The organism is Aggregatibacter sp., assembly GCF_057314075.1.
Genome location: NZ_DBHLAR010000008.1, coordinates 212155 through 233311, shown reverse-complemented (window position 1 = coordinate 233311; position 21157 = coordinate 212155). Strand labels below are relative to the sequence as shown.

Annotated in this window: 21 protein-coding genes and 3 tRNA genes; 13 read left to right on the top strand and 11 right to left on the bottom strand. The window is 42.9% G+C overall.

The genetic code is table 11. The annotated features are described in order from the left end of the window. The first annotated feature begins 83 nt into the window (after positions 1-83). Positions 84-159: transfer RNA gene (locus ACO5E4_RS06745), tRNA-Trp, on the top strand. A gap of 40 nt (positions 160-199) precedes the next feature. Here ACO5E4_RS06745 and ACO5E4_RS06740 read toward each other — a convergent pair. The 3 genes from ACO5E4_RS06740 to ACO5E4_RS06730 all read right to left on the bottom strand — a co-directional run bounded on the left by ACO5E4_RS06740 (position 200) and on the right by ACO5E4_RS06730 (position 985). Continuing rightward, a complete protein-coding gene (locus ACO5E4_RS06740; RefSeq protein ID WP_485862496.1) occupies positions 200-748 on the bottom strand; it encodes a YtfJ family protein in 549 nt (182 codons plus the stop codon). Positions 749-797: 49 nt separating this feature from the next. Continuing rightward, positions 798-874 (bottom strand) — tRNA-Arg (locus ACO5E4_RS06735). Between the two features lie 34 nt (positions 875-908). Then, positions 909-985, bottom strand: a tRNA-Pro gene (locus tag ACO5E4_RS06730). 156 nt (positions 986-1141) lie between these two features. On the opposite strand from ACO5E4_RS06730, the gene folD reads away from it, so the two are divergent. Further along, the gene (gene folD / locus ACO5E4_RS06725) at positions 1142-1999 is read left to right on the top strand and encodes a bifunctional methylenetetrahydrofolate dehydrogenase/methenyltetrahydrofolate cyclohydrolase FolD (protein WP_485862495.1); all 858 of its coding nucleotides are present in this window, start codon (positions 1142-1144) and stop codon (positions 1997-1999) included. 86 nt (positions 2000-2085) lie between these two features. Here the strand turns inward: folD and groL are convergent, their stop codons facing one another. The 3 genes from groL to ACO5E4_RS06710 all read right to left on the bottom strand — a co-directional run bounded on the left by groL (position 2086) and on the right by ACO5E4_RS06710 (position 4716). Then, positions 2086-3729 carry a chaperonin GroEL gene (gene groL / locus ACO5E4_RS06720; protein ID WP_048749671.1) on the bottom strand — a complete coding sequence of 548 codons (1644 nt, stop codon included), beginning with the start codon at positions 3727-3729 and terminating at the stop codon, positions 2086-2088. Between the two features lie 126 nt (positions 3730-3855). After that, positions 3856-4149 (bottom strand): co-chaperone GroES, encoded by a 294-nt coding sequence (locus ACO5E4_RS06715; RefSeq protein ID WP_485862494.1) that lies wholly within the window; start codon positions 4147-4149, stop codon positions 3856-3858. A gap of 84 nt (positions 4150-4233) precedes the next feature. Continuing rightward, entirely contained in the window at positions 4234-4716 is a 483-nt protein-coding gene (locus tag ACO5E4_RS06710) for an FxsA family protein (protein WP_485862493.1), read from the bottom strand. A gap of 224 nt (positions 4717-4940) precedes the next feature. On the opposite strand from ACO5E4_RS06710, the gene aspA reads away from it, so the two are divergent. After that, positions 4941-6359: an aspartate ammonia-lyase gene (gene aspA, locus ACO5E4_RS06705; RefSeq protein ID WP_314956626.1), complete on the top strand. Its 1419-nt coding sequence runs from the start codon at positions 4941-4943 to the stop codon at positions 6357-6359. A 146-nt stretch (positions 6360-6505) separates the two neighbouring features. Then, on the top strand, positions 6506-7549 hold the full coding sequence (locus tag ACO5E4_RS06700; protein ID WP_485862492.1) for a glycosyltransferase family 9 protein: 1044 nt from the start codon (positions 6506-6508) through the stop codon (positions 7547-7549). Here ACO5E4_RS06700 and yczE read toward each other — a convergent pair. Next, on the bottom strand, positions 7490-8158 hold the full coding sequence (yczE, locus tag ACO5E4_RS06695) for a membrane protein YczE (protein WP_454905619.1): 669 nt from the start codon (positions 8156-8158) through the stop codon (positions 7490-7492). The two genes, ACO5E4_RS06700 and yczE, sit on opposite strands and share 60 nt — an antisense overlap. 235 nt (positions 8159-8393) lie before the next feature. Between yczE and ACO5E4_RS06690 the strand changes: the two genes are divergently transcribed. Further along, complete coding sequence (locus tag ACO5E4_RS06690) at positions 8394-9644, top strand: NupC/NupG family nucleoside CNT transporter (protein ID WP_485862491.1); 1251 nt, start codon at positions 8394-8396, stop codon at positions 9642-9644. Positions 9645-9760: 116 nt separating this feature from the next. Next, positions 9761-10480: a purine-nucleoside phosphorylase gene (gene deoD, locus ACO5E4_RS06685; RefSeq protein WP_314116319.1), complete on the top strand. Its 720-nt coding sequence runs from the start codon at positions 9761-9763 to the stop codon at positions 10478-10480. A gap of 88 nt (positions 10481-10568) precedes the next feature. Here the strand turns inward: deoD and udp are convergent, their stop codons facing one another. Both udp and asnC read right to left on the bottom strand, forming a co-directional pair. Beyond that, positions 10569-11327 (bottom strand): uridine phosphorylase, encoded by a 759-nt coding sequence (gene udp, locus ACO5E4_RS06680; RefSeq protein WP_297930415.1) that lies wholly within the window; start codon positions 11325-11327, stop codon positions 10569-10571. A gap of 28 nt (positions 11328-11355) precedes the next feature. Continuing rightward, positions 11356-11808, bottom strand: a complete 453-nt coding sequence (gene asnC / locus ACO5E4_RS06675) for a transcriptional regulator AsnC (RefSeq protein ID WP_005715729.1) — start codon at positions 11806-11808, stop codon at positions 11356-11358. Between the two features lie 170 nt (positions 11809-11978). Here asnC and asnA point away from each other — a divergent pair, with 170 nt between their 5' ends. Continuing rightward, positions 11979-12971: an aspartate--ammonia ligase gene (gene asnA, locus ACO5E4_RS06670; protein WP_485862490.1), complete on the top strand. Its 993-nt coding sequence runs from the start codon at positions 11979-11981 to the stop codon at positions 12969-12971. A gap of 128 nt (positions 12972-13099) precedes the next feature. Here the strand turns inward: asnA and dusA are convergent, their stop codons facing one another. Then, on the bottom strand, positions 13100-14083 hold the full coding sequence (dusA, locus tag ACO5E4_RS06665) for a tRNA dihydrouridine(20/20a) synthase DusA (RefSeq protein ID WP_485862489.1): 984 nt from the start codon (positions 14081-14083) through the stop codon (positions 13100-13102). A 2-nt stretch (positions 14084-14085) separates the two neighbouring features. Continuing rightward, entirely contained in the window at positions 14086-15474 is a 1389-nt protein-coding gene (locus ACO5E4_RS06660; protein ID WP_485862488.1) for a chloride channel protein, read from the bottom strand. A 260-nt stretch (positions 15475-15734) separates the two neighbouring features. On the opposite strand from ACO5E4_RS06660, the gene ACO5E4_RS06655 reads away from it, so the two are divergent. The 6 genes from ACO5E4_RS06655 (at position 15735) to rplC (ending at position 21151) form a co-directional block, all read left to right on the top strand. Further along, positions 15735-16739 (top strand): ornithine carbamoyltransferase, encoded by a 1005-nt coding sequence (locus ACO5E4_RS06655; RefSeq protein ID WP_005715736.1) that lies wholly within the window; start codon positions 15735-15737, stop codon positions 16737-16739. Positions 16740-16749: 10 nt separating this feature from the next. Then, positions 16750-17682 (top strand): carbamate kinase, encoded by a 933-nt coding sequence (gene arcC / locus ACO5E4_RS06650; RefSeq protein WP_048750166.1) that lies wholly within the window; start codon positions 16750-16752, stop codon positions 17680-17682. A gap of 110 nt (positions 17683-17792) precedes the next feature. Continuing rightward, positions 17793-19322, top strand: coding sequence for a YfcC family protein (locus ACO5E4_RS06645; protein WP_485862487.1), 1530 nt, complete (start codon positions 17793-17795; stop codon positions 19320-19322). Positions 19323-19417: 95 nt separating this feature from the next. Then, positions 19418-19885, top strand: a complete 468-nt coding sequence (locus ACO5E4_RS06640; protein ID WP_005715742.1) for an Lrp/AsnC family transcriptional regulator — start codon at positions 19418-19420, stop codon at positions 19883-19885. A 311-nt stretch (positions 19886-20196) separates the two neighbouring features. Further along, positions 20197-20508, top strand: a complete 312-nt coding sequence (rpsJ, locus tag ACO5E4_RS06635) for a 30S ribosomal protein S10 (RefSeq protein ID WP_001181005.1) — start codon at positions 20197-20199, stop codon at positions 20506-20508. 16 nt (positions 20509-20524) lie between these two features. Beyond that, a complete protein-coding gene (gene rplC, locus ACO5E4_RS06630) occupies positions 20525-21151 on the top strand; it encodes a 50S ribosomal protein L3 (protein ID WP_005545484.1) in 627 nt (208 codons plus the stop codon). The last annotated feature ends 6 nt before the right edge of the window (positions 21152-21157 follow it).

Here is a 21157-nt window from a genome sequence, read left to right as displayed (position 1 = left end):
ACCTGCCTGTCACGCAGGGGGTCGCGGGTTCGAGTCCCGTCCATTCCGCCAATTTTATAACTTTTTCAAAGTTAAATACCAATAGGGGCGTAGTTCAATTGGTAGAGCACCGGTCTCCAAAACCGGGTGTTGGGAGTTCGAGCCTCTCCGCCCCTGCCATTCATTTTATTATCTTCTCGCTTTTTATTTTTACTACTTTCTACTGAACTAAGTTTTTAATTAGTTCGATAACTTGATTCATCTGTTGCTCAGATAACTTCCCTTCATGTGCAAATTTCACTTTTCCAGATTTGTCTAATACTACAATTAGACTTTCTTCAGGCTGTAATCTCCAGTCTTTTTTAACTTGGCCTGTTTGATCCAAAATCACTTGGCTGTTTGGATTATTTTTTTTGCCTTTTTCAGCACTACTTTTGACGAAAGCACTTGTGCCGAAGATAGCGTCTTCTGCATTAATAATCGTTGTTGTTTGATATTTGCTAGCATCAAAGCGTTGAGCTTTGATCATTTCCATTAAGCCATCATTTTTTTCTTTAACGCTACTTCTTCCTGCCATGTGCTGAAGAACTCGTACTTTTCCTGCAAGTGCTGGCGATTCCCAGTTTTTATAGTTGATACTTCCATTGTGTATGATTACTTCTCCGTCAGTTTGAACGGAAACATAAGGAAGGGGGGTATTGAGTTGGAGGTTATGAGCAAAGCTTGATGTTGCTAAGGATGTTAGCAATACAAATGCTAATTTTTTCATTCTATTTTCCTTGGATGGAAGTAAAAAATATTTAGTCTAGCTTATTAAATGGCACGCCCTAAAGGATTCGAACCTTTGACCCACGCCTTAGAAGGGCGTTGCTCTATCCAGCTGAGCTAAGGGCGCATTTAAAATGGGATAATGAAAGAATAGAGAAAGGTGGTCGGCGAGATAGGATTTGAACCTACGACCCACTGGTCCCAAACCAGTTGCGCTACCAAGCTGCGCTACTCGCCGAAAGATGTGTAGCATTATAGTTTTCTTTCATTTTCAGTCAATCAATTTTTATGGTTTTACTATCAATCGTCTAAATTTATTTCAATTCAGTTTACATAAAACGGATTTTTCTGACAAAATAGCGTGCGTAAATATTTACCTCATGCGGAGAATTCAATGGCAGCTCAAATTATTTCAGGTACTCAGTTATCCCAGCAAATTAAATTGAATATTACACAAAAAATTGCACAGTATATTGAGCTGGGTAAACGCGCTCCTGGTCTGGCAGTAATTCTAGTTGGAGCAGATCCGGCTTCTCAGGTTTATGTGGGAAGTAAGCGTAAAAGTTGTGCTGAAATCGGTATTTTTTCCAAATCTTACGATTTACCGGAAACCACTTCTGAATCAGAATTGTTAGCTCTTATTGAGCAATTGAATCAAGATCCTGAGGTTGATGGTATTTTGGTGCAGTTACCGTTACCAAAGCATATCGATAGCACCAAAGTGATTGAAAAAATTTCACCTGAAAAAGATGTGGATGGTTTTCATCCTTATAATGTTGGGCGCTTGTGTCAACGTATTCCAACATTACGTGCTTGTACGCCTTATGGTGTGATGAAATTATTGGAAACTACAGGTATTTCTTTTTATGGAAAACACGCTGTCATTGTTGGTGCGTCCAATATTGTTGGTCGTCCAATGGCATTAGAATTGTTACTTGCCGGCTGTACCGTCACAATAACTCACCGTTTTACCGAGGATTTAGCGAGTCATATTCGCCAAGCGGATATTTTAGTGGTTGCTGTGGGTAAACCTAAATTTATTAAAGGTGAATGGATCAAAGAAGGCGCTGTTGTCGTTGATGTCGGAATTAACCGTATTGATGGCAAACTGGTTGGTGATGTTGAGTTTGAGGTCGCTTCAGATCGCGCTGCGTATATTACTCCAGTACCGGGTGGCGTTGGCCCGATGACGGTGGCAATGCTCATGTATAATACGCTTTCCGCTTATGAGAAACATGAAAATATAGTGTAAAAGTGCGGTTATAAAAAACAGTGTTTTTATAGAGACAAAAAAGCCCTTGAGTTAATTCAAGGGCTTTTGTTTTTGACAGGGAAGAATTACATCATTCCGCCCATACCTCCCATGCCGCCCATACCGGCAGCACCGAGGTCAGCTTTGTCATCTTTTGGTAATTCAGTCACCATACACTCGGTGGTGATCATTAAGCCGGCAACGGACGCTGCAAATTGTAAAGCAGAACGGGTCACTTTAGTCGGATCCAAAATACCCATTGCAATCATATCGCCGTATTGCTCAGTACCTGCGTTATAACCAAAGTTTCCTTCGCCATTTTTCACCGCACTTGCAACCACAGAGGCTTCTTCACCTGCGTTCGTCACAATTTGACGTAACGGTGCTTCCATGGCGCGAAGGGCAAGTTTAATGCCGACGTTTTGTTCTTCGTTATCACCACGTAAATCAGCAACTTTGCTGGCTGCACGAATTAATGCGACGCCACCACCGGCAACCACGCCTTCTTCTACCGCTGCACGGGTAGCGTGTAGTGCATCTTCAACACGCGCTTTTTTCTCTTTCATTTCTACTTCGGTTGCGGCACCAACTTTAATTACGGCAACACCGCCGGCGAGTTTCGCCACGCGTTCTTGTAATTTTTCTTTGTCGTAGTCGGAAGTAGATTCTTCGATTTGTTGACGAATTTGTGCCACACGACCTTGGATTTGCGCTTCATCGCCGATACCGTCGATGATTGTGGTGTTGTCTTTGTTAATGACAACGCGTTTTGCTTGACCTAAATCTTCTAATGTCGCTTTTTCTAATTCCATACCGATTTCTTCAGAAATCACCGTACCTGCAGTTAAAATCGCAATATCTTGTAACATTGCTTTACGACGATCACCAAAGCCCGGTGCTTTCACCGCAGCCACTTTTACGATGCCGCGCATGGTGTTCACGACCAATGTTGCTAACGCTTCGCCTTCTACATCTTCCGCAATGATTAATAACGGTTTACCAGCTTTCGCGACGCCTTCTAATACCGGTAATAATTCACGGATGTTAGAGATTTTTTTATCGACTAATAAAATGAATGGGTTATCTAATTCTACGGTCGCGGTTTCCGGTTTGTTGATGAAGTACGGGGAAAGGTAACCGCGATCAAATTGCATCCCTTCAACCACGTCCAACTCGTCTTCTAAGCCGGTGCCGTCTTCTACGGTAATCACGCCTTCTTTACCGACTTTTTCCATGGCTTGTGCAATTAATTGACCCACAATGCTGTCGGAGTTTGCAGAAATGGTACCCACCTGTTCGATTTCTTTAGAGGTTTCGCAAGGTTTAGAAAGGGATTTAAGCTCGGCAACCACGGCAGTAACTGCTTTGTCGATACCGCGTTTTAAATCCATTGGGTTCATGCCTGCCGCTACGGCTTTTAGGCCTTCGTTTACGATGGCTTGTGCTAGAACTGTTGCAGTGGTTGTACCGTCACCAGCGGCATCATTGGCTTTAGAAGCAACTTCTTTCACCATTTGTGCGCCCATGTTCTCAAATTTATCTTCTAATTCGATTTCGCGTGCCACAGACACACCGTCTTTGGTGATGGTTGGTGCGCCGAACGATTTGTCTAATACTACGTTACGGCCTTTTGGACCCAGGGTGACTTTGACTGCGTCGGCTAAAATATTTACGCCTTTTAACATTTTTACTCGAGCATCATTGCCGAATTTTACGTCTTTTGCTGCCATATTTAATTTCCTTTGTAAGTTGTGGACGGGCCAAATAACGTCCGTCGATAAATGTTATATTTGTCATGGCGGACTCACGTCCGACCTTGATAACGCTATAAAGTGCGGTGAGATTTTTGCGCGTTTTTATTCTTCAACGATTGCTAAAATATCACCTTCGGACATGATGAGCACTTCCTCACCATCGATTTTTTCTGTTTTTACGCCATAGCCATCGTTGAAAATCACAGTATCGCCGACTTTAACGTGCATTGGGTGAACAGAACCGTTTTCTAATAAACGACCAGGGCCGACCGCTAACACTTTCGCGCGGGTAGATTTGGTGGCTGCAGAACCGGTCAATACGATACCGCCGGCGGATTTAGTTTCCACGTCTTCACGTTTTAAAATCACTTTGTCGTGTAATGGACGAATCTTCATCTGAAATTTCCTCTATTTCTTAAATTAATCAAAAAGCTTTTTCTATATGGGAATCATTTTTCCGCTTTCAAGGGAAAGACAAAATTATTTTAACCGTTTATTTTCATCGGCTTCTTTTTCAAATTCCGCCTCAAAAATCTCGCTGTCGTTCTGGCGATTGACTTGAGATGAATAAAAAGTGCGGTCGGTTTTAAAGAGGTTTTGTTGGAAGAACACGAATCGGCTATGAATGAATGTATTTGTCAGGTAACGACCGAGCGGGCTTAACAGTACACAGGCGAGAATGTCGGTGACAAAACCGGGAATGACAAACAAGATGCCGGCAACAAGCCAACGTAGCGAGCCAAAAAGCGCATCAGTAGGCAATTCGCCTCGGGTGAGCTGCTGTTTTACGCGAGTGAGGCTATACCAACCACGAACACGGATGATGACAATGCCCAGTAGTGAGGAGCAAATCAGCAACAAAATGAGCATGAGGATACCCAAATGGCTTCCCAGCCAAACCAGTAGACTCAGTTCCACATAAATAAATAGCAAAATAGCAAAAAGAAAGGCGATAAACGGCATAGCAGCTCCTTAAAAACACATTGGATGTGCATATTACCCGCTTTATTTTGCGGTGCAACTTTTATTCATGGCTACATCTTTCGGGTTAGAAAAACTAATCTGAAAAATAAAAATAACTCTTAAATGCGTATAAAAATCTGTGACTTGGATCAATTTAATTTTAATCGGATTTTCTATAATTTAGACAATTCAACCAAACGTGTTAAGCATAAAGGAGAACGCAAATGACACAATATAGAAAGGAAGTGGATTTGTTAGGTGAACGTGAAGTTCCTGCGGATGCTTACTGGGGTATTCACACCCTAAGAGCGGTGGAAAATTTTAACATTTCGAAAGTAACGATTTCTGATGTACCAGAATTTGTCCGCGGCATGGTGATGGTGAAAAAAGCAGCGGCATTGGCAAATGGTGAGTTAGGTGCCATTCCTAAAGCTATTTCTGAAGCCATCGTCAAAGCCTGTGATGAAGTGTTGGTAAACGGCAAATGTTTAGATCAATTCCCATCTGATATTTACCAAGGCGGTGCAGGCACATCTGTCAACATGAACACTAATGAAGTGATTGCCAACTTGGCGTTAGAAATTTTAGGTCACAAAAAAGGGGAATACAAATACCTTGACCCAATGGATCATGTGAATGCCAGCCAATCCACCAACGATGCGTACCCTACCGGTTTCCACATTGCAGTGTACAACAGTGTTGTTAAACTGCTTGAAAAAGTCGCTTATTTACAACAAGGTTTTGAAAATAAAGCGAAAGAATTCGAGAAAGTTTTGAAAATGGGACGTACCCAATTACAAGATGCAGTGCCAATGACCGTTGGTCAAGAATTCAAAGCATTTGCGGTGTTAATGGCAGAAGAAGTGAAACACTTAAAAGCCGCTGCAGCACACTTGCTGGAAGTCAACATGGGTGCGACCGCAATTGGTACCGGTTTAAATACCCCACAAGGTTATGTACCAACTGTGATCAAATATTTATCACAAGTCACCGGATTACCTTGCTGTGGTGCAGAAAACTTAATTGAAGCGACCGCTGACTGTGGCGACTATGTTTCCGTGCATGGCGCGTTAAAACGCACTGCGGTGAAATTGTCAAAAATCTGTAACGACTTACGTTTACTTTCTTCCGGCCCTCGTGCAGGTATTAAAGAAATTAACTTGCCTGAATTACAAGCCGGTTCTTCCATCATGCCGGCAAAAGTGAACCCGGTTGTGCCGGAAGTGGTTAACCAAGTGTGCTTCAAAGTCATTGGTAACGACACTACTGTGACTTTCGCGTCAGAAGCGGGTCAATTACAATTAAACGTGATGGAGCCTGTGATTGTTCAAGCCATGTTTGAATCCATTGAGATTTTAGGCAACGCCTGTGTGAACTTACGCGATAAATGTGTTGATGGCATCACTGTAAACAAAGAAACCTGCGAAAACTACGTTTACAACTCCATCGGTATCGTGACTTACTTGAACCCGTTCATCGGCCATCACAACGGCGACTTAGTGGGTAAAATTTGTGCGCAAACCGGTAAAGGTGTGCGTGAAGTGGTCTTGGAAAAAGGCTTATTAACCCAAGAACAATTGGATGACATCCTTTCCGTAGAAAACTTGATGAATCCAACTTACAAAGCAAAATTGAATAAATAAAATTCAATATTGGCTTGTTTATTTAGTTCAACATCAGCGTCTTAAGGGATTAAGGCGCTGATTTTTTATTTGTCGCTTTTTAATGGCAGTCGGTCAGGCTAGAATAACCTCTCATTTTGGAAAAGAATTTGCATAGGTTGGAAATAATGAAAAACGTATTGGTGATTCGTAACGATAAATTGGGCGATTTTATGTTGGCGTGGCCATCCTTTGCCATGTTAAAAGCCTCCGAACCATCGTTAAAACTGACCGCACTTGTGCCTGCTTATACAGCAGATATTGCGCGGGCATGCCCTTATTTAGATGACGTTATTATTGATGCGCCGAAAAACGATAAAACCGCATTTCAGCGCGTGGTGAACAAAATTAAAGCGCGTCAATTTGATGCCATGATCAGTTTCTTTTCCAATACACATAATGCCAAATTGGCTTGGAAATGTCGTATTCCGTACCGTTTAGCACCGGCAACAAAATGGGTGCAATTTTTCTATAATCACCGTTTAACGCAACGCCGTTCCCAATCGGCTAAGCCGGAATTTGAATATAACTTGGATTTGGCCCGCACTTTTTTACGTGACCAAGGCATTCCTATTGTAGAGCCATGCCCGCCATATCTCACTTTCCCTAAAAGTGCGGTGGATTTTCAGCGTGAATTGTTATGCCGTCAGTTAAACATTGATGCTGAGAAAAAATGGATTTTTGTGCACAGCGGTTCCGGTGGGTCTGCCAATAATTTATCTTTGGCGCAATATGCGGAGCTCATTCGCGGTTTATTAGCGCGGTTTGACGCCTATGTGATTTTAACGGCAGGACCGAATGAAAGTGAAAAAGCCCATGAATTGGCAAATTTGGTGCAGGATTCGCGGGTGGTCGTTTATGACAAAAATAACGGCATGGTGGATTTTGCCCAATCTCTGGCGTGCGCTGATTTGTTTATTGCCGGATCCACCGGGCCGTTGCATTTAAGCGCTGCGTTAAATGTCCCGACCATCGGTTTTTATCCGAGCCGTCGTTCTGCCACACCATTGCGTTGGCAGCCGATTAATGAGGTTGATAAACATTTGGCATTTTGTCCGCCAAACGACAAAGCGAGTCAAACGGATTTAAGCAAAATTCATATTGACGAGAAATTAGAGGAGATCGTGCGGTTCATTACTCGGGTGTGGCACGCGACGACGGATAACAAATAAGGTGTATTGCACCACCCAGCCGATCCCTAGTGCGAACATGAGTGTGCCGATTCCGAGCACGCCGCCAAGAAGATAGCCGAGGAGACAGACTAAGACTTCAATGGATGTTCGCACAATGCCGATTTTCCAGTGAAAATGATAGCATAAGCCGACCATTAAACCGTCACGCGGTCCGGGACCTTGATGGCAGGTCAGGTAAAAGGCATTACCGATGCCGAACAATAGGATACCGATTACAGCGTAAGTGAAACGCAGATAAAGTGCGGTCGGTTTTTCTAGCAAATAAACGGTTAAGCCGAGAAAGAGGGCGATCACAAAAATATTCATGACGGTGGCAAGCCCCGGCCTCAGTTTTAATGGAAACCATGCCAACATCACCATTAAACTGATTATCCATGATGCCCAACCCACACTAAATTGCCCTTGTAGTGCAACGCCTTGCGATAATATGGTCCAAGGTGCGGAGCCTAAATCAGAAAGAAGCAATAATGCTTCGCCAAATCCCATGACACTTAAAGATAAAAGCAACACGCAAAAGGATTTAGGCTCAAATGCCCAAAGAGATTTTGCTGCCCAAGGTGTATGCGGCAGAACCTGTGCTTTCTTCATTTATCTTTAATCCATCATTGTTAATAATTTGTGTGCATTATCCCAAGCTTTAGTCATGCTGTCTAAATAAATTACATTGAATTTTGACCGCACTTTATTCCTTTTTAAGGCAGATTTTGCTTCTATTGATATCGCGTTGCACTAATTATGATATTAATTAATAAAATTCACTCTCCTTTTTTATGGAAACCAAGTAGAATACGCGAAATTTTATTCAATGACTTTTGAGGTATTTATGGATATTTTACTTAGTGTTGTCGGTATTTTGGTGCTGTTAGGGATTGCCGTTTTATTCTCTAACAATCGCAAAGCGATCAATTTACGTACTGTGTTTGGCGCACTGGCCATTCAAATCGCTATCGGTGCTTTCGTGCTTTATGTGCCGGCCGGCCGTCACGCATTACAAGCGGCATCCGATTTTATCGGTAAAGTTATCGGTTTTGGTAATGAAGGGATTAGCTTTGTTTTTGGTGGATTGACTGACCCAAGCCAAAGTTTTGGTTTTATCTTCGCCATTAAAGTATTACCGGTGATTATCTTTTTCTCCGCACTCATTTCCTTGTTTTATTACATCGGGGTGATGCAATGGATTATCAAACTTATCGGTGGTGGGTTACAAAAATTATTAGGTACTTCAAAAGCGGAATCCATGTCTGCAGCAGCAAACATTTTCGTGGGGCAAACGGAAGCACCGTTAATTGTTAAGCCATTTATCGGTCGTATGACGCAATCTGAATTATTTGCGGTTATGGTTGGTGGCGTTGCCTCTATCGCCGGTTCTGTGATGGCAGGTTATGCCGGAATGGGCGTGCCGTTAACTTACTTAATCGCCGCTTCTTTTATGGCTGCACCGGGTGGTTTATTATTCGCTAAAATCATGTTTCCACAAACGGAAAAAACCGATGATATGTTAAAAGAGGGAGCTGATGTGGAAAAACCGTCCAATGCGATTGAAGCCTTAGCAAATGGTGCGCGTGACGGTATGCACTTGGCACTGAATGTAGGCGCGATGTTAATTGCGTTTGTTTCTGTGATTGCCTTAATCAACTGGATTTTAAGTAGTTTGGGTGGCATTGTTGGTGAACCAAACTTAACTTTACAAGTGATTTTAGGTTGGATTTTCAAACCATTAGCATACTTAATCGGGATTTCTTGGGAAGAATCTGCCATTGCCGGCCAAATGATTGGTTTAAAATTAGCGGTGAACGAATTTGTGGGGTATTTAGAATTTGCTAAATATTTACAACCGGATTCTGCTGTTGTGCTAAGTGATAAAACCAAAGCAATTATTACCTTTGCTCTTTGTGGTTTCGCTAACTTCAGCTCCATTGCAATCTTAATCGGCGGCTTAGGCGGTATGGCACCAAATCGTCGCGGCGATGTTGCGCGTTTAGGTTTAAAAGCGGTGCTTGCCGGTTCATTATCTAACTTAATGAGTGCAACGATTGCCGGATTATTTATCGGTTTGAGTGGTGCTGTGCTATAAAGTGCGGTATGATTTCACCACGTTTTTTTATGATGACACCACGACCACGTTCGTGGTGTTGTCGTTTATAGGCAACGGAAACGTTTGCTTCATCATGTCAACAAGAGGGAAAAACTATGACTCCACACATTAACGCACCTGCCGGTGCATTTGCTGATGCTGTATTAATGCCGGGTGATCCGCTACGTGCGAAGTATATTGCGGAAACTTTTTTGGAAAACGCACAGGAAGTGACTAACGTACGTAATATGTTAGGTTTCACCGGTACCTATAAAGGTCGTCGCATTTCCGTGATGGCACATGGTATGGGGATCCCTTCCTGTTCCATTTACGCGAAAGAACTCATTACGGAATACGGTGTGAAAAAACTGATTCGTGTCGGCTCTTGTGGTGCCGTCCGCATGGATGTCAAAGTGCGTGATGTGGTTATCGGTCTTGGTGCGTGTACCGATTCCAAAGTCAATCGTATTCGTTTTAAAGACAACGATTTTGCAGCGATTGCCGATTTCGGTTTAACGCAAGCGGCGGTACAGGCAGCGAAGGAATTAGATGTTAAGGTTCGTGTCGGTAATTTATTTTCTGCAGATTTATTCTATACACCGGATGTCGCCATGTTTGACGTGATGGAAAAATACGGCATTCTAGGCGTAGAAATGGAGGCTGCCGGTATTTATGGCGTGGCAGCAGAATACGGTGCGCGTGCATTGACTATCTGTACTGTATCCGACCATATTCGTACTCACGAACAAACCAGTGCGGAAGAGCGTCAGTTGACGTTTAATGAAATGATTAAAGTGGCGTTAGAAACCGTGTTAATTGACGATAAGGCTAACTAGCATGCCTTAGGAAAATAAAAAGAGCGGTCGAAATTCATGGTGTTTTTCGACCGCTCTTTTTATGCGATAAGCTGTGGGCTTACGTCAATTACACTAACAAGCCTGCCGCTTTCACTACCACATGAATGGCGCGTTCTTCCGTGGATTGAATCGTCGCCTCATTCGGGATTTCTTGTTGGGTGCGGTTGACGATAGCACCTGCGATCATGCCGGCACGCAAGCCCAGTGCGGAGCACATGGTGAACAAGGTGGCAGACTCCATTTCATAGTTCATCACGTTCAATTCTTGCCATTGTTTTAATGAACCTTGGAAATGACGACAAATCTTGCCGGTGTAGGTGTCGTAACGTTCTTGTCCCGGATAGAAGGTGTCGGAAGAAGCAGTGATACCCACATGGACAGCATCGCCGACTTCTTCTTTGGCGACTTTGTAAAGGGCTTCGGTACATTCAAAGTTTGCTACCGCCGGATATTCCAATGGGGCGAAATGGCGGCTGGCACCATCGAGACGCACCGCCCCGGTCGTAACTAATAAATCACCGACGTTAATGTGCGGTTGGATGGCGCCGGTTGTGCCGATACGTAAGAAAGTGCGCACACCGAGTTGGGCTAATTCTTCTACCGCGATGGAAACGGATGGGCCGCCAATACCGGTGGAACATACGACCACGGCGTGTTCCTCAATATAGCCGAGCCAAGAGGTAAATTCGCGGGTGGAAGCAAGGAATTTTGGGCGATCTAATAAGCGTGCAATGCGTTCCACACGCTCCGGTGCGCCCGGGACGATGGCTAATTTAGCCCCATCTAACATGGCTTTTGTTAAGCCAAGGTGAAAGACTTCTGACATAACATCCTCCTTTCTTGTTCTTTGTTTTTTACGGTTTAATATCACGCAAAATCGGATTCTGCATGGAAATTAAGGTTTCTGTGGATTGAATCTCATCGATTAACTGAATTTTAGCAGATAAGACTAAATGGAGTTCGGCAATGGTGTGTGTCATGACTTTAATGAAGATGGAGTAATTGCCGGTGGTGTAATAGGCTTCCACCACTTCATCAATGGCCTCTAACTTTTTGATCACTTTGTCATAATCTTTTGCCGATTTCAAAATAATGCCAATGAAACCGCAAACATCATAACCCAGTTTGCGTTCATTGATTTTCACTTTTGTCCCTTCAATAATGCCTGATTGACGCATTTTTTCCACCCGAACATGAATCGTGCCGGGGCTGACACCAAAATTTTTCGCCATTTCTGCATAAGGGGTTCTTGCATCTTTGGTTAATACACGCAATATTTGTTGATCTAAATTATCGATATTGTGCATAACATACTCCTTTTCTATAAAAAATTAAATAAATTATATATTTTTTGGATTTTATCTAAACAATAATGAAATTTCTTTAATTTTGGCTAAATCATGTTGCATTCACCCTAAAGAATAGAGAGAATCTCCGCCATTCATGTAGGAATATTAGATAATATAGGGTAAAAACAATGAAAAAAACATTTATTTTGCAACAACAAGAGATTAGTTTTGTAAAAAATACATTTACTCAAAACCTCATCGAGCAATTAGGCATCATCGAAGTTCAAGGCCCGATTCTTAGCCAAGTCGGTAATGGTATGCAAGATAACCTTTCCGGTATTGAAAAAGCGGTGCAAGTGCATGTGAAACAAATTCCAAATGCAGTATTTGAAGTGGTTCACTCTTTGGCAAAATGGAAACGTCATACATTAGCCCGTTTCCATTTTAAAGAAGGCGAAGGCTTGTTTGTACACATGAAAGCGTTGCGTCCGGACGAAGATTCGTTAGATGCGACTCACTCCGTTTACGTGGATCAATGGGACTGGGAAAAAGTGATTCCGGAAGGCCGTCGCAATTTCGCCTATTTAAAAGAAACCGTGAATGCCATTTATCGTGCGATTCGCTTAACGGAATTGGCGGTGGAAGCCCGTTTTGATATTCCATCTGTGCTACCAAAACACATTACTTTCGTACACAGTGAAGACCTCGTGAAACGTTATCCAAACATGAGCAGCAAAGAGCGTGAAAATGCCATTTGTAAAGAATACGGCGCCGTTTTCTTAGTGGGAATTGGCGGCAAATTGTCCGATGGCAAGCCACACGATGGACGTGCACCGGATTACGATGACTGGACAACAGAGTCTGAAAACGGCTACAAAGGCTTAAACGGTGATATCTTGGTTTGGAACGACCAACTCGGCAAAGCGTTTGAACTGTCTTCTATGGGGATTCGTGTAGATGAAGCGGCGTTGCGTTTACAAGTAAGCTTAACCGGTGATGAAGACCGTCTCAACATGGATTGGCACCAAGAATTATTGCAAGGCAAATTGCCGTTAAGTATTGGTGGCGGTATCGGTCAATCTCGTTTGGCGATGTTGTTATTGCGTAAAAAACATATTGGCGAAGTGCAATCCAGCGTTTGGCCGAAAGAAATATTAGAAGAATATCAACATATTCTGTAATAGATGAAAAAGTGCGGTGGGTTTGAAAAACGTTTTTTAAATCCACCGCACTTTTGTTTTATAACTAATTTATTGATGGCACGCATTTTCTCATGCGTGCTTTTTTGCATCTAAAACTGACCGCACTTTTACGCTTCCACAAACCCTAATGCGGTTTCGACTACATCAATGCCGGCGCCGGCTTTGTAGGCATTTTCGCTTAAATAACGACGCCATTGGCGTGCGCCTTTGCAGTTTTGGAAGGCGCCAAGCATGTGGCGCACGATATGATTCAGATAGACGCCTTGGCTGAGTTGTTGTTCGATGTATGGAAACATATTTTCCACCGCTTGGCGCGGAGTAACAATCGGTGCATCGGCATCAAACAATGCGTGATCGATATGCCCGAGTAAAGCGGGATTTTGATAAGCTTCGCGCCCCACCATGATACCATCCATATACTTCAAGTGCTGTTGCATTTCTTCAAGGGTTTTAATGCCACCGTTGATGCTGATGAGCAAATGGGGGAAATCCTGTTTTAGTTGATATACACGTTCGTAATTCAGCGGCGGAATTTCACGATTTTGTTTCGGACTTAAACCGGATAACCAGGCTTTACGGGCATGCACGATAAATTCCTGACAGCCGGCTTGGTGCACTTTTTGGACAAAATCACAGAGAAAATCATAGCTGTCAAAATCATCAATGCCGATGCGGGTTTTTACGGTGACGGGAATGTGCACCGCACTTTGCATTTGTTGCACGCACTCCGCAACGAGTTCCGCTTTTGCCATTAAACACGCACCGAACATACCGTTTTGTACACGATCGGATGGGCAACCCACATTCAGATTGATTTCTTGGTAGCCGCGCTGTTGCGCTAATTGAGCGCAATGTTGAAGTTGTTTCGGATCGCTACCGCCCAGTTGCAATGCCACCGGATTTTCTGCCGCATCAAAATCAAGATGATCGTATTTGGCATGAATGATAGCTTGTGTCGTCACCATTTCCGTATAAAGCAAGGCGTGACGGGAAAATTGGCGGTGGAAATAACGGCAATGGCGCGTTGTCCAATCCAGCATCGGGGCAACGGCGAAGCGGCCACGGTAAAAGTGCGGTTGATGTTGGGACATTTTTATGGGTTTTCCTTCACGTCTTTTGGCATTTCTTCTTTGATGCATTGGCGGAAACGCCCTGCCGCCATGTGGTAAAACGGCTTCGGATTAAATTGGCGTGAAATAATGGAGGAAATCAGGCAGCAAATCAATAGCCAAATTAATACAGGTTGGCAGCCGGTCATTTCCATGACAATAACGCTAGCAGTGACGGGGGATTGTGTCGCACCCGCTAAAAACGCTGCCATACATAACAATACCAGCAGACGTTGATCGATTAATCCATCGGTAAAGGCGGCAACTTGCACGCCAAGCCCTACTCCGATGGTGAGCGATGGGGTGAAAATACCGCCGGCAATGCCTGTCCAATATGTGCCTACTGTGGCGAACAGTTTCATGATGCCAATGTCGTTTTGCACAGCTTGTCCATCGAGGGCTTGGGTGACGACTTGGTAACCTGTGCCGTAAGTTTGGCCGTTGGTGTAAACGCCAAGTGCGGTCAATATTAAGCCTAAAATAATGGCGGTGAAAATAGGGTGCTTACGTATCCAATGGCGACAGAAAGGGAAGGTGCCGGTTGCGCCTTTGATTAACAAACGGCTGAAAATTCCCCCGCTGATACCACTCACAGCACCACAAACTAAAACCCATAAACATAAATAAGGCATATCGGTTACGCCACGATATGTGGGGAAATAGGGGTTGTTGCCTTCAATAGCCACTAAAATAAAGCCAGCCGCGAGTACGCCTAACAATACGCGTCGTTCCCAACGCAATAGCACACCACGTCCCAATTCTTCAATGGCAAAAATAACACCGGCTAAAGGCGCATTAAATGCGGCGGCGAGACCGCCGGCTACCCCGGTTGCCATCAGTTCATTCGCACTCAATCCGGTAAATGCCACGCCATATTTTCGGCATAAGTTGCCCCACCATAACATCACGGCTGCACCGACTTGTACGGACGGCCCTTCCCGTCCAACGGAGGCACCGATAAGCATCGCTAGAAATGTCAGTGGGATTTTCCACAGAGTTTGCCCAAAAGCGACTAAACGGTTTTTATTTGCGTGATGAGGCAGACTAAGGGAAGCAATTACTTGCGGGATGCCACTGCCACCGACATAAGGTGTGTATTTGGCGATGAACCAGGTTAATAGCACTAAACCGCTGGGCAAAATAAACCAGACAGCAAGGGGATATTGTTGTGTCCAATGGGCGTTCCATTCCAAGCCCAAATCCGTAAGTTTGGCAAAGCCAAGGGAAAACAACGAAACCAAGCTGGCGCCGATCAGTAAACAGGTAAATTCGAGGGTTTTGTGTGAAATTCGATAGGTTTGACGTAATTTCTTGTGTAAAACATACCGCACTTTAATGGCGTTATGACGTAAAAAAAGAAGCATTGTGTTCATGATGAGATTAATGTTAGGTAATGAGGTTAAAATTTTTTCACATAGAAAATTTTTTGTTCGAATTTTATACCAATAAAAAGCGCTTTGTTAGAAATATGTTCAAAATCTTTACATTAAGAGAGGAAATTAGACACGATATTTACTTGTCTTTCTTTTAGAATAAAGACGTTCGCAAGGAGTAGGTTGTATGTCGAATAAATAGTTTGTGAATAGCTTGGCTATTCGGATTAAGTCAATAAACAAAAATCAAGGAGATTATTATGGCTTTCAATCTTAAAAACAGACACTTATTAAGTCTTGTTAATCACTCAGAACGTGAAATCAAATATTTATTAGATTTATCCAGAGACTTAAAAAGAGCAAAATATGCCGGTACCGAACAACAAAAATTAAAAGGCAAAAATATTGCGCTAATTTTTGAAAAAACCTCCACCCGTACCCGTTGCGCTTTTGAAGTTGCTGCTTATGACCAAGGCGCCCAAGTCACGTATATCGATCCAAACTCATCTCAAATTGGCCACAAAGAAAGTATGAAAGACACTGCCCGCGTATTAGGCAGAATGTATGACGCCATTGAATATCGTGGTTTCAAACAAGAAATTGTGGATGAATTAGCAGAATATGCCGGCGTGCCGGTATTCAATGGTTTAACCGACGAATTCCACCCAACGCAAATGTTGGCAGACGTGTTAACCATGATTGAAAATTGCGATAAACCATTAAGTGAAATCAAATATGTTTACATCGGTGATGCTCGCAACAATATGGGTAACTCCTTGTTATTAATCGGTGCCAAATTGGGTATGGATGTACGTATTTGCGGACCAAAAGCCCTATTACCGGATGCAGAGTTAGTGGATATGTGCGAAAAATTTGCAAAACAAAGTGGCGCACGCATTACGGTAACCGATGATATTGATAAGGCGGTGAAAGGCGTTGATTTCGTACATACTGATGTATGGGTTTCCATGGGTGAACCATTAGAAACCTGGGGCGAACGTATCAAATTATTATTACCGTATCAAGTCACCCCTGAATTGATGAAACGCACTGGTAATCCGCGTGTGAAATTCATGCACTGCTTACCGGCATTCCACAACAGCGAAACCAAAGTGGGTCGCCAAATTGCGGAAAAATACCCTGAATTGGCAAACGGTATTGAAGTCACCGAAGATGTCTTTGAATCCCCAATGAATGTGGCCTTTGAGCAAGCGGAAAACCGCATGCATACCATTAAAGCCGTACTTTATTCCAGCTTAATTTAAGAGGTGGCGTATGAGAATTGTTATTGCCTTGGGCGGAAATGCCCTATTGCGCCGCGGCGAGCCGCTCACCGCGGAGAATCAGCGATTAAACGTGCGTATCGCTTGTGAACAAATTGCGAAGATTTATCCAAACAATGAATTGGTTATCGCGCACGGCAATGGCCCACAAGTAGGTTTATTAGCATTACAAAGTGCGGCCTATAAAGAAGTGCCTCCTTATCCGTTAGATGTATTGGGTGCAGAATCTGTGGGTATGATTGGTTACATGATTGAACAAGAATTAGGTAACTTAGTGCCGTTTGAAGTGCCGTTTGCCACATTGTTATCACAAGTGGAAGTCGATATTAACGACCCGGCATTCAAGAATCCAACCAAACCAATCGGTCCGGTGTATTCCAAAGAAGAAGCCGAACGCTTGGCAAAAGAGAAAAACTGGAGCATTGCACAAGACGGTGATAAATATCGCCGCGTGGTGCCAAGTCCGTTACCAAAACGCATTTTTGAAATCAATCCGGTGAAATGGTTGTTGGAAAAAGGCAGTATCGTGATTTGTGCCGGTGGTGGTGGTATTCCGACTTACTATGATGAGCAACACAATTTGCGTGGCGTAGAAGCGGTTATTGATAAAGACTTATGTTCCGCTCTATTGGCCGATAATTTAGAAGCGGATTTATTCATTATCGCGACTGATGTGTCCGCAACGTTTGTGGATTGGGGGAAACCAACACAAAAAGCCATTGCGTCAGCACCGCCGGATGAAATTGAAAAAATGGGCTTTGCCGCCGGTTCTATGGGGCCGAAAGTACAGGCTGCAGTGAATTTCGCACGTAGTACCGGTAAAGATGCCGTGATTGGATCACTTTCTGATATCGTTGATATTGTAAAAGGTAAAGCCGGTACACGTATCACGAATAAAGTGAAAGAAATTTCTTATTATTCATAATAATAAACTCACTTTGAGTATTTTAGCAGTTCAAAGTAGAATGTGCGGTCGGCATAGTTGATGAGTGATTATGCCGATCTGCTAACTTCGATATTGACGAGGAGTCTGCTATGGAAGCGTCTAATAAAAAAAAGGTCTTTAATTTCCCATCAGCGTTCACGATTTTATTCTTCATTTTAATCCTTGCGGTGGGATTAACATGGGTTATTCCTTCCGGTTCCTATTCTAAGTTGACCTATAATACGACCGAAAAAGTCTTTGTAGTAAAAGCTTATGGCGAGCAAGATAAAACCTATCCTGCTACGGAAGAAACCCTCAATAATCTTAATATTAAAATTAAACTGTCCAATTTCACCGAAGGGGTGATCAAAAAACCTATTGCCATTCCGGGCACTTATCAACGCATTGAACAACATTACAAAGGTATCAAAGATATTCCTATCAGCATGGTGGAAGGAACCATCGAAGCGGTGGATGTCATGGTATTTATCTTTGTACTGGGCGGTATGATTGGTGTGATTAACCGAACAGGATCGTTTAATGCCGGGCTTATGGCACTTGCTCGACGCACCAAAGGCAACGAATTCTTGATTGTGTTTAGCGTCTCCATATTAATGGTGCTTGGCGGCACCACTTGCGGTATCGAAGAAGAAGCCGTGGCGTTTTACCCGATTTTAGTGCCGGTATTTTTAGCACTGGGCTATGATGCTATTGTCTGCGTTGGGGCAATTTTCTTGGCCTCCTCCATGGGAACGGCGTTTTCTACAATTAACCCATTCTCAGTAGTTATCGCGTCTAATGCGGCCGGTATTCAATTTACTGAAGGGATTGGTTTCCGTGCGATTGGTCTCGTGCTAGGGGCAACTTGCGTGATTGCTTACTTATATTGGTATGGCAAGAAAGTCAAAGCAGATCCGAGTTTTTCCTATACTTATGAAGATAGAGAAGAGTTTTATCATCGTTATATGAAAAACTTTGACCCAAATACCGTGCTTGAATTTACCTTAAGAAGAAAACTGATCTTAATCCTCTTCTGTATTGCTTTCCCAATGATGATCTGGGGGGTTATGGCAGGCGGTTGGTGGTTCCCTCAAATGGCAGCGTCCTTCTTATCTATCACTATTATCATCATGTTTATCAGTGGTCTAAAAGAAAAAGAAATTGTGGAATCCTTCACCGAAGGCGCTTCCGAATTGGTGGGTGTCTCCTTGATTATCGGTTTGGCGCGTGGTGTAAACTTAGTGCTTGAACAAGGTATGATTTCTGACACCATTTTGGATTACATGTCTAACCTTGTAAGTGGTATGCCGGGTAGCGTCTTTATCCTCGGTCAATTAGTGGTCTTCATCTTCTTAGGTCTTATCGTACCATCGTCTTCCGGTTTGGCAGTGCTTTCCATGCCAATTATGGCGCCGCTTGCCGACGCAGTGGGTATTCCGCGTGACATCGTGGTTTCTGCCTATAACTGGGGTCAATACGCTATGTTGTTCTTGGCACCGACCGGTTTGGTGTTGGTGACATTACAAATGTTGCACATTCCATTTAATAAATGGGTGAAATTTGTGATGCCGATGATTGGTTGCTTATTGGTTATCGGAGCTGTTCTACTGGTTGTTCAAGTCTCCTTATATAGCGTTTAACATCAATTTTAATAAAGGCCACCTATATCACAGTTTTTTATAGGTGGCCTTGTTATAATGCGCACGCATTTTCTTTCCTAAAAAAGGGATTTTTTATGTTTAAGAAATTATTCGATAACATTGATACGCGCATTTTAAAGGCTTTACAGCGCAATGGGCGCCTACAAAATAATGAGCTCGCCAAAGAAATCGGGCTGTCAAATTCCGCTTGTTTGCGTCGAGTAAACCATTTAGAAGAAAGCGGTGTTATCGATGGTTATACGGCGTTATTGAATCCTAAAAAATTAAACCGCAATTTGCTTGTTTATGTGCAGGGTACATTTTTTGAAGAAGATCCTGCCCTCAAAGAGCGGTTCATTTTTGAAGTGAAATTGATTCCACAAATCACAGAATGCCATTTGATGGCGGGAAGTTATGATTTTATTTTAAAAATGTTGGTATCCGATTTGGATGAATTTCACGCCATAAAAACCAAATATTTAACCAAAGAGATCGGCATTAAAACGTTAAAGTCAGAAGTGTCGCTAAAAACCATTAAATCTACTACCGAATTGCCGTTGTAATTCGCTTTTTCATCAATAAAGTGCGGTCGTTTTAGAAAATGTTTTTAAAATTCACCGCACTTTATTGGTGTAAAAAGTAAGAAAAGGCTTGCAGTGAAGGTGAGGTTTTAGTAGAATTCACGGGCTTTAATATAGAAGCCGTTTAATGTAATCATTTATTAAACGAGTATTGCAATAGGTAATACTAACAATGTCTCCGATTTGGAGACTATATAACAGGTAGCTTGCACCTCCTTTTCTTGTTGTTTTGATGTAAGAATTGTGATGGTGTTAGTTTTTTTATTAGCTAAATTTATTGGAGCTCTGGTCTCATGCAGAACCAAAGAATCCGTATCCGCCTTAAAGCGTTTGATCATCGTTTGATCGATCAATCTACAGCGGAGATCGTTGAAACAGCTAAACGTACCGGTGCGCAAGTACGTGGTCCGATTCCTTTACCAACTCGTAAAGAGCGTTTCACAGTATTGATTTCTCCACACGTAAACAAAGATGCGCGTGACCAATATGAAATTCGTACTCACAAACGTTTAGTTGATATTGTTGAGCCAACAGAAAAAACTGTTGATGCTTTAATGCGTTTAGACTTGGCTGCCGGCGTTGACGTGCAGATCAGCCTAGGTTAATTAAGAGGTTATTACAATGATTGGTCTAGTCGGTCGTAAAGTTGGTATGACCCGCATCTTCAATGAAGATGGCGTGTCTGTACCGGTTACCGTTATCGAAATCGAAGCCAACCGCGTAACTCAAGTTAAAACTCTTGAAAACGATGGCTATACTGCAGTTCAAGTTACCACTGGTTCTAAAAAAGCAAGTCGTGTAACGAAGCCTGAAGCAGGTCATTTCGTGAAAGCCGGCGTTGAAGCTGGTCGCGGTTTATGGGAATTTCGTACTGAAGGTGAAGAATTCACTTTAGGTCAAGAAATCAATGTTGACATCTTTGCAGATGTTAAAAAAGTAGATGTTACCGGTACTTCTAAAGGTAAAGGTTTCCAAGGTGGTGTTAAACGTTGGAACTTCCGTACTCAAGATGCTACCCATGGTAACTCTTTATCACATCGTGTTCTCGGTTCTATTGGTCAAAACCAAACTCCGGGTCGTGTGTTTAAAGGTAAAAAAATGGCAGGACACTTAGGTAATGAACGTGTAACCGTTCAGTCCCTTGAAGTTGTTCGTGTAGATGCTGAGCGTAAATTGCTATTAGTTAAAGGTGCCGTTCCGGGTGCTACTGGTAGTGATGTTATCGTTAAGCCGGCAGTTAAAGCATAGGTCTAG

Coding starts and splice junctions, on each gene's coding strand:
- ACO5E4_RS06740 (WP_485862496.1), bottom strand. CDS start 748: ATGAAAAAATTAGCATTTGTATTGCTAACATCCTTAGCAACATCAAGC.
- ACO5E4_RS06690 (WP_485862491.1), top strand. CDS start 8,394: ATGGATATTTTACTTAGTGTTGTCGGTATTTTGGTGCTGTTAGGGATT.
- folD (WP_485862495.1), top strand. CDS start 1,142: ATGGCAGCTCAAATTATTTCAGGTACTCAGTTATCCCAGCAAATTAAA.
- rpsJ (WP_001181005.1), top strand. CDS start 20,197: ATGCAGAACCAAAGAATCCGTATCCGCCTTAAAGCGTTTGATCATCGT.
- rplC (WP_005545484.1), top strand. CDS start 20,525: ATGATTGGTCTAGTCGGTCGTAAAGTTGGTATGACCCGCATCTTCAAT.
- ACO5E4_RS06645 (WP_485862487.1), top strand. CDS start 17,793: ATGGAAGCGTCTAATAAAAAAAAGGTCTTTAATTTCCCATCAGCGTTC.
- ACO5E4_RS06700 (WP_485862492.1), top strand. CDS start 6,506: ATGAAAAACGTATTGGTGATTCGTAACGATAAATTGGGCGATTTTATG.
- deoD (WP_314116319.1), top strand. CDS start 9,761: ATGACTCCACACATTAACGCACCTGCCGGTGCATTTGCTGATGCTGTA.
- aspA (WP_314956626.1), top strand. CDS start 4,941: ATGACACAATATAGAAAGGAAGTGGATTTGTTAGGTGAACGTGAAGTT.
- ACO5E4_RS06655 (WP_005715736.1), top strand. CDS start 15,735: ATGGCTTTCAATCTTAAAAACAGACACTTATTAAGTCTTGTTAATCAC.
- arcC (WP_048750166.1), top strand. CDS start 16,750: ATGAGAATTGTTATTGCCTTGGGCGGAAATGCCCTATTGCGCCGCGGC.
- dusA (WP_485862489.1), bottom strand. CDS start 14,083: ATGTCCCAACATCAACCGCACTTTTACCGTGGCCGCTTCGCCGTTGCC.
- asnC (WP_005715729.1), bottom strand. CDS start 11,808: ATGCACAATATCGATAATTTAGATCAACAAATATTGCGTGTATTAACC.
- asnA (WP_485862490.1), top strand. CDS start 11,979: ATGAAAAAAACATTTATTTTGCAACAACAAGAGATTAGTTTTGTAAAA.
- ACO5E4_RS06660 (WP_485862488.1), bottom strand. CDS start 15,474: ATGAACACAATGCTTCTTTTTTTACGTCATAACGCCATTAAAGTGCGG.
- yczE (WP_454905619.1), bottom strand. CDS start 8,158: ATGAAGAAAGCACAGGTTCTGCCGCATACACCTTGGGCAGCAAAATCT.
- udp (WP_297930415.1), bottom strand. CDS start 11,327: ATGTCAGAAGTCTTTCACCTTGGCTTAACAAAAGCCATGTTAGATGGG.
- ACO5E4_RS06710 (WP_485862493.1), bottom strand. CDS start 4,716: ATGCCGTTTATCGCCTTTCTTTTTGCTATTTTGCTATTTATTTATGTG.
- groL (WP_048749671.1), bottom strand. CDS start 3,729: ATGGCAGCAAAAGACGTAAAATTCGGCAATGATGCTCGAGTAAAAATG.
- ACO5E4_RS06715 (WP_485862494.1), bottom strand. CDS start 4,149: ATGAAGATTCGTCCATTACACGACAAAGTGATTTTAAAACGTGAAGAC.
- ACO5E4_RS06640 (WP_005715742.1), top strand. CDS start 19,418: ATGTTTAAGAAATTATTCGATAACATTGATACGCGCATTTTAAAGGCT.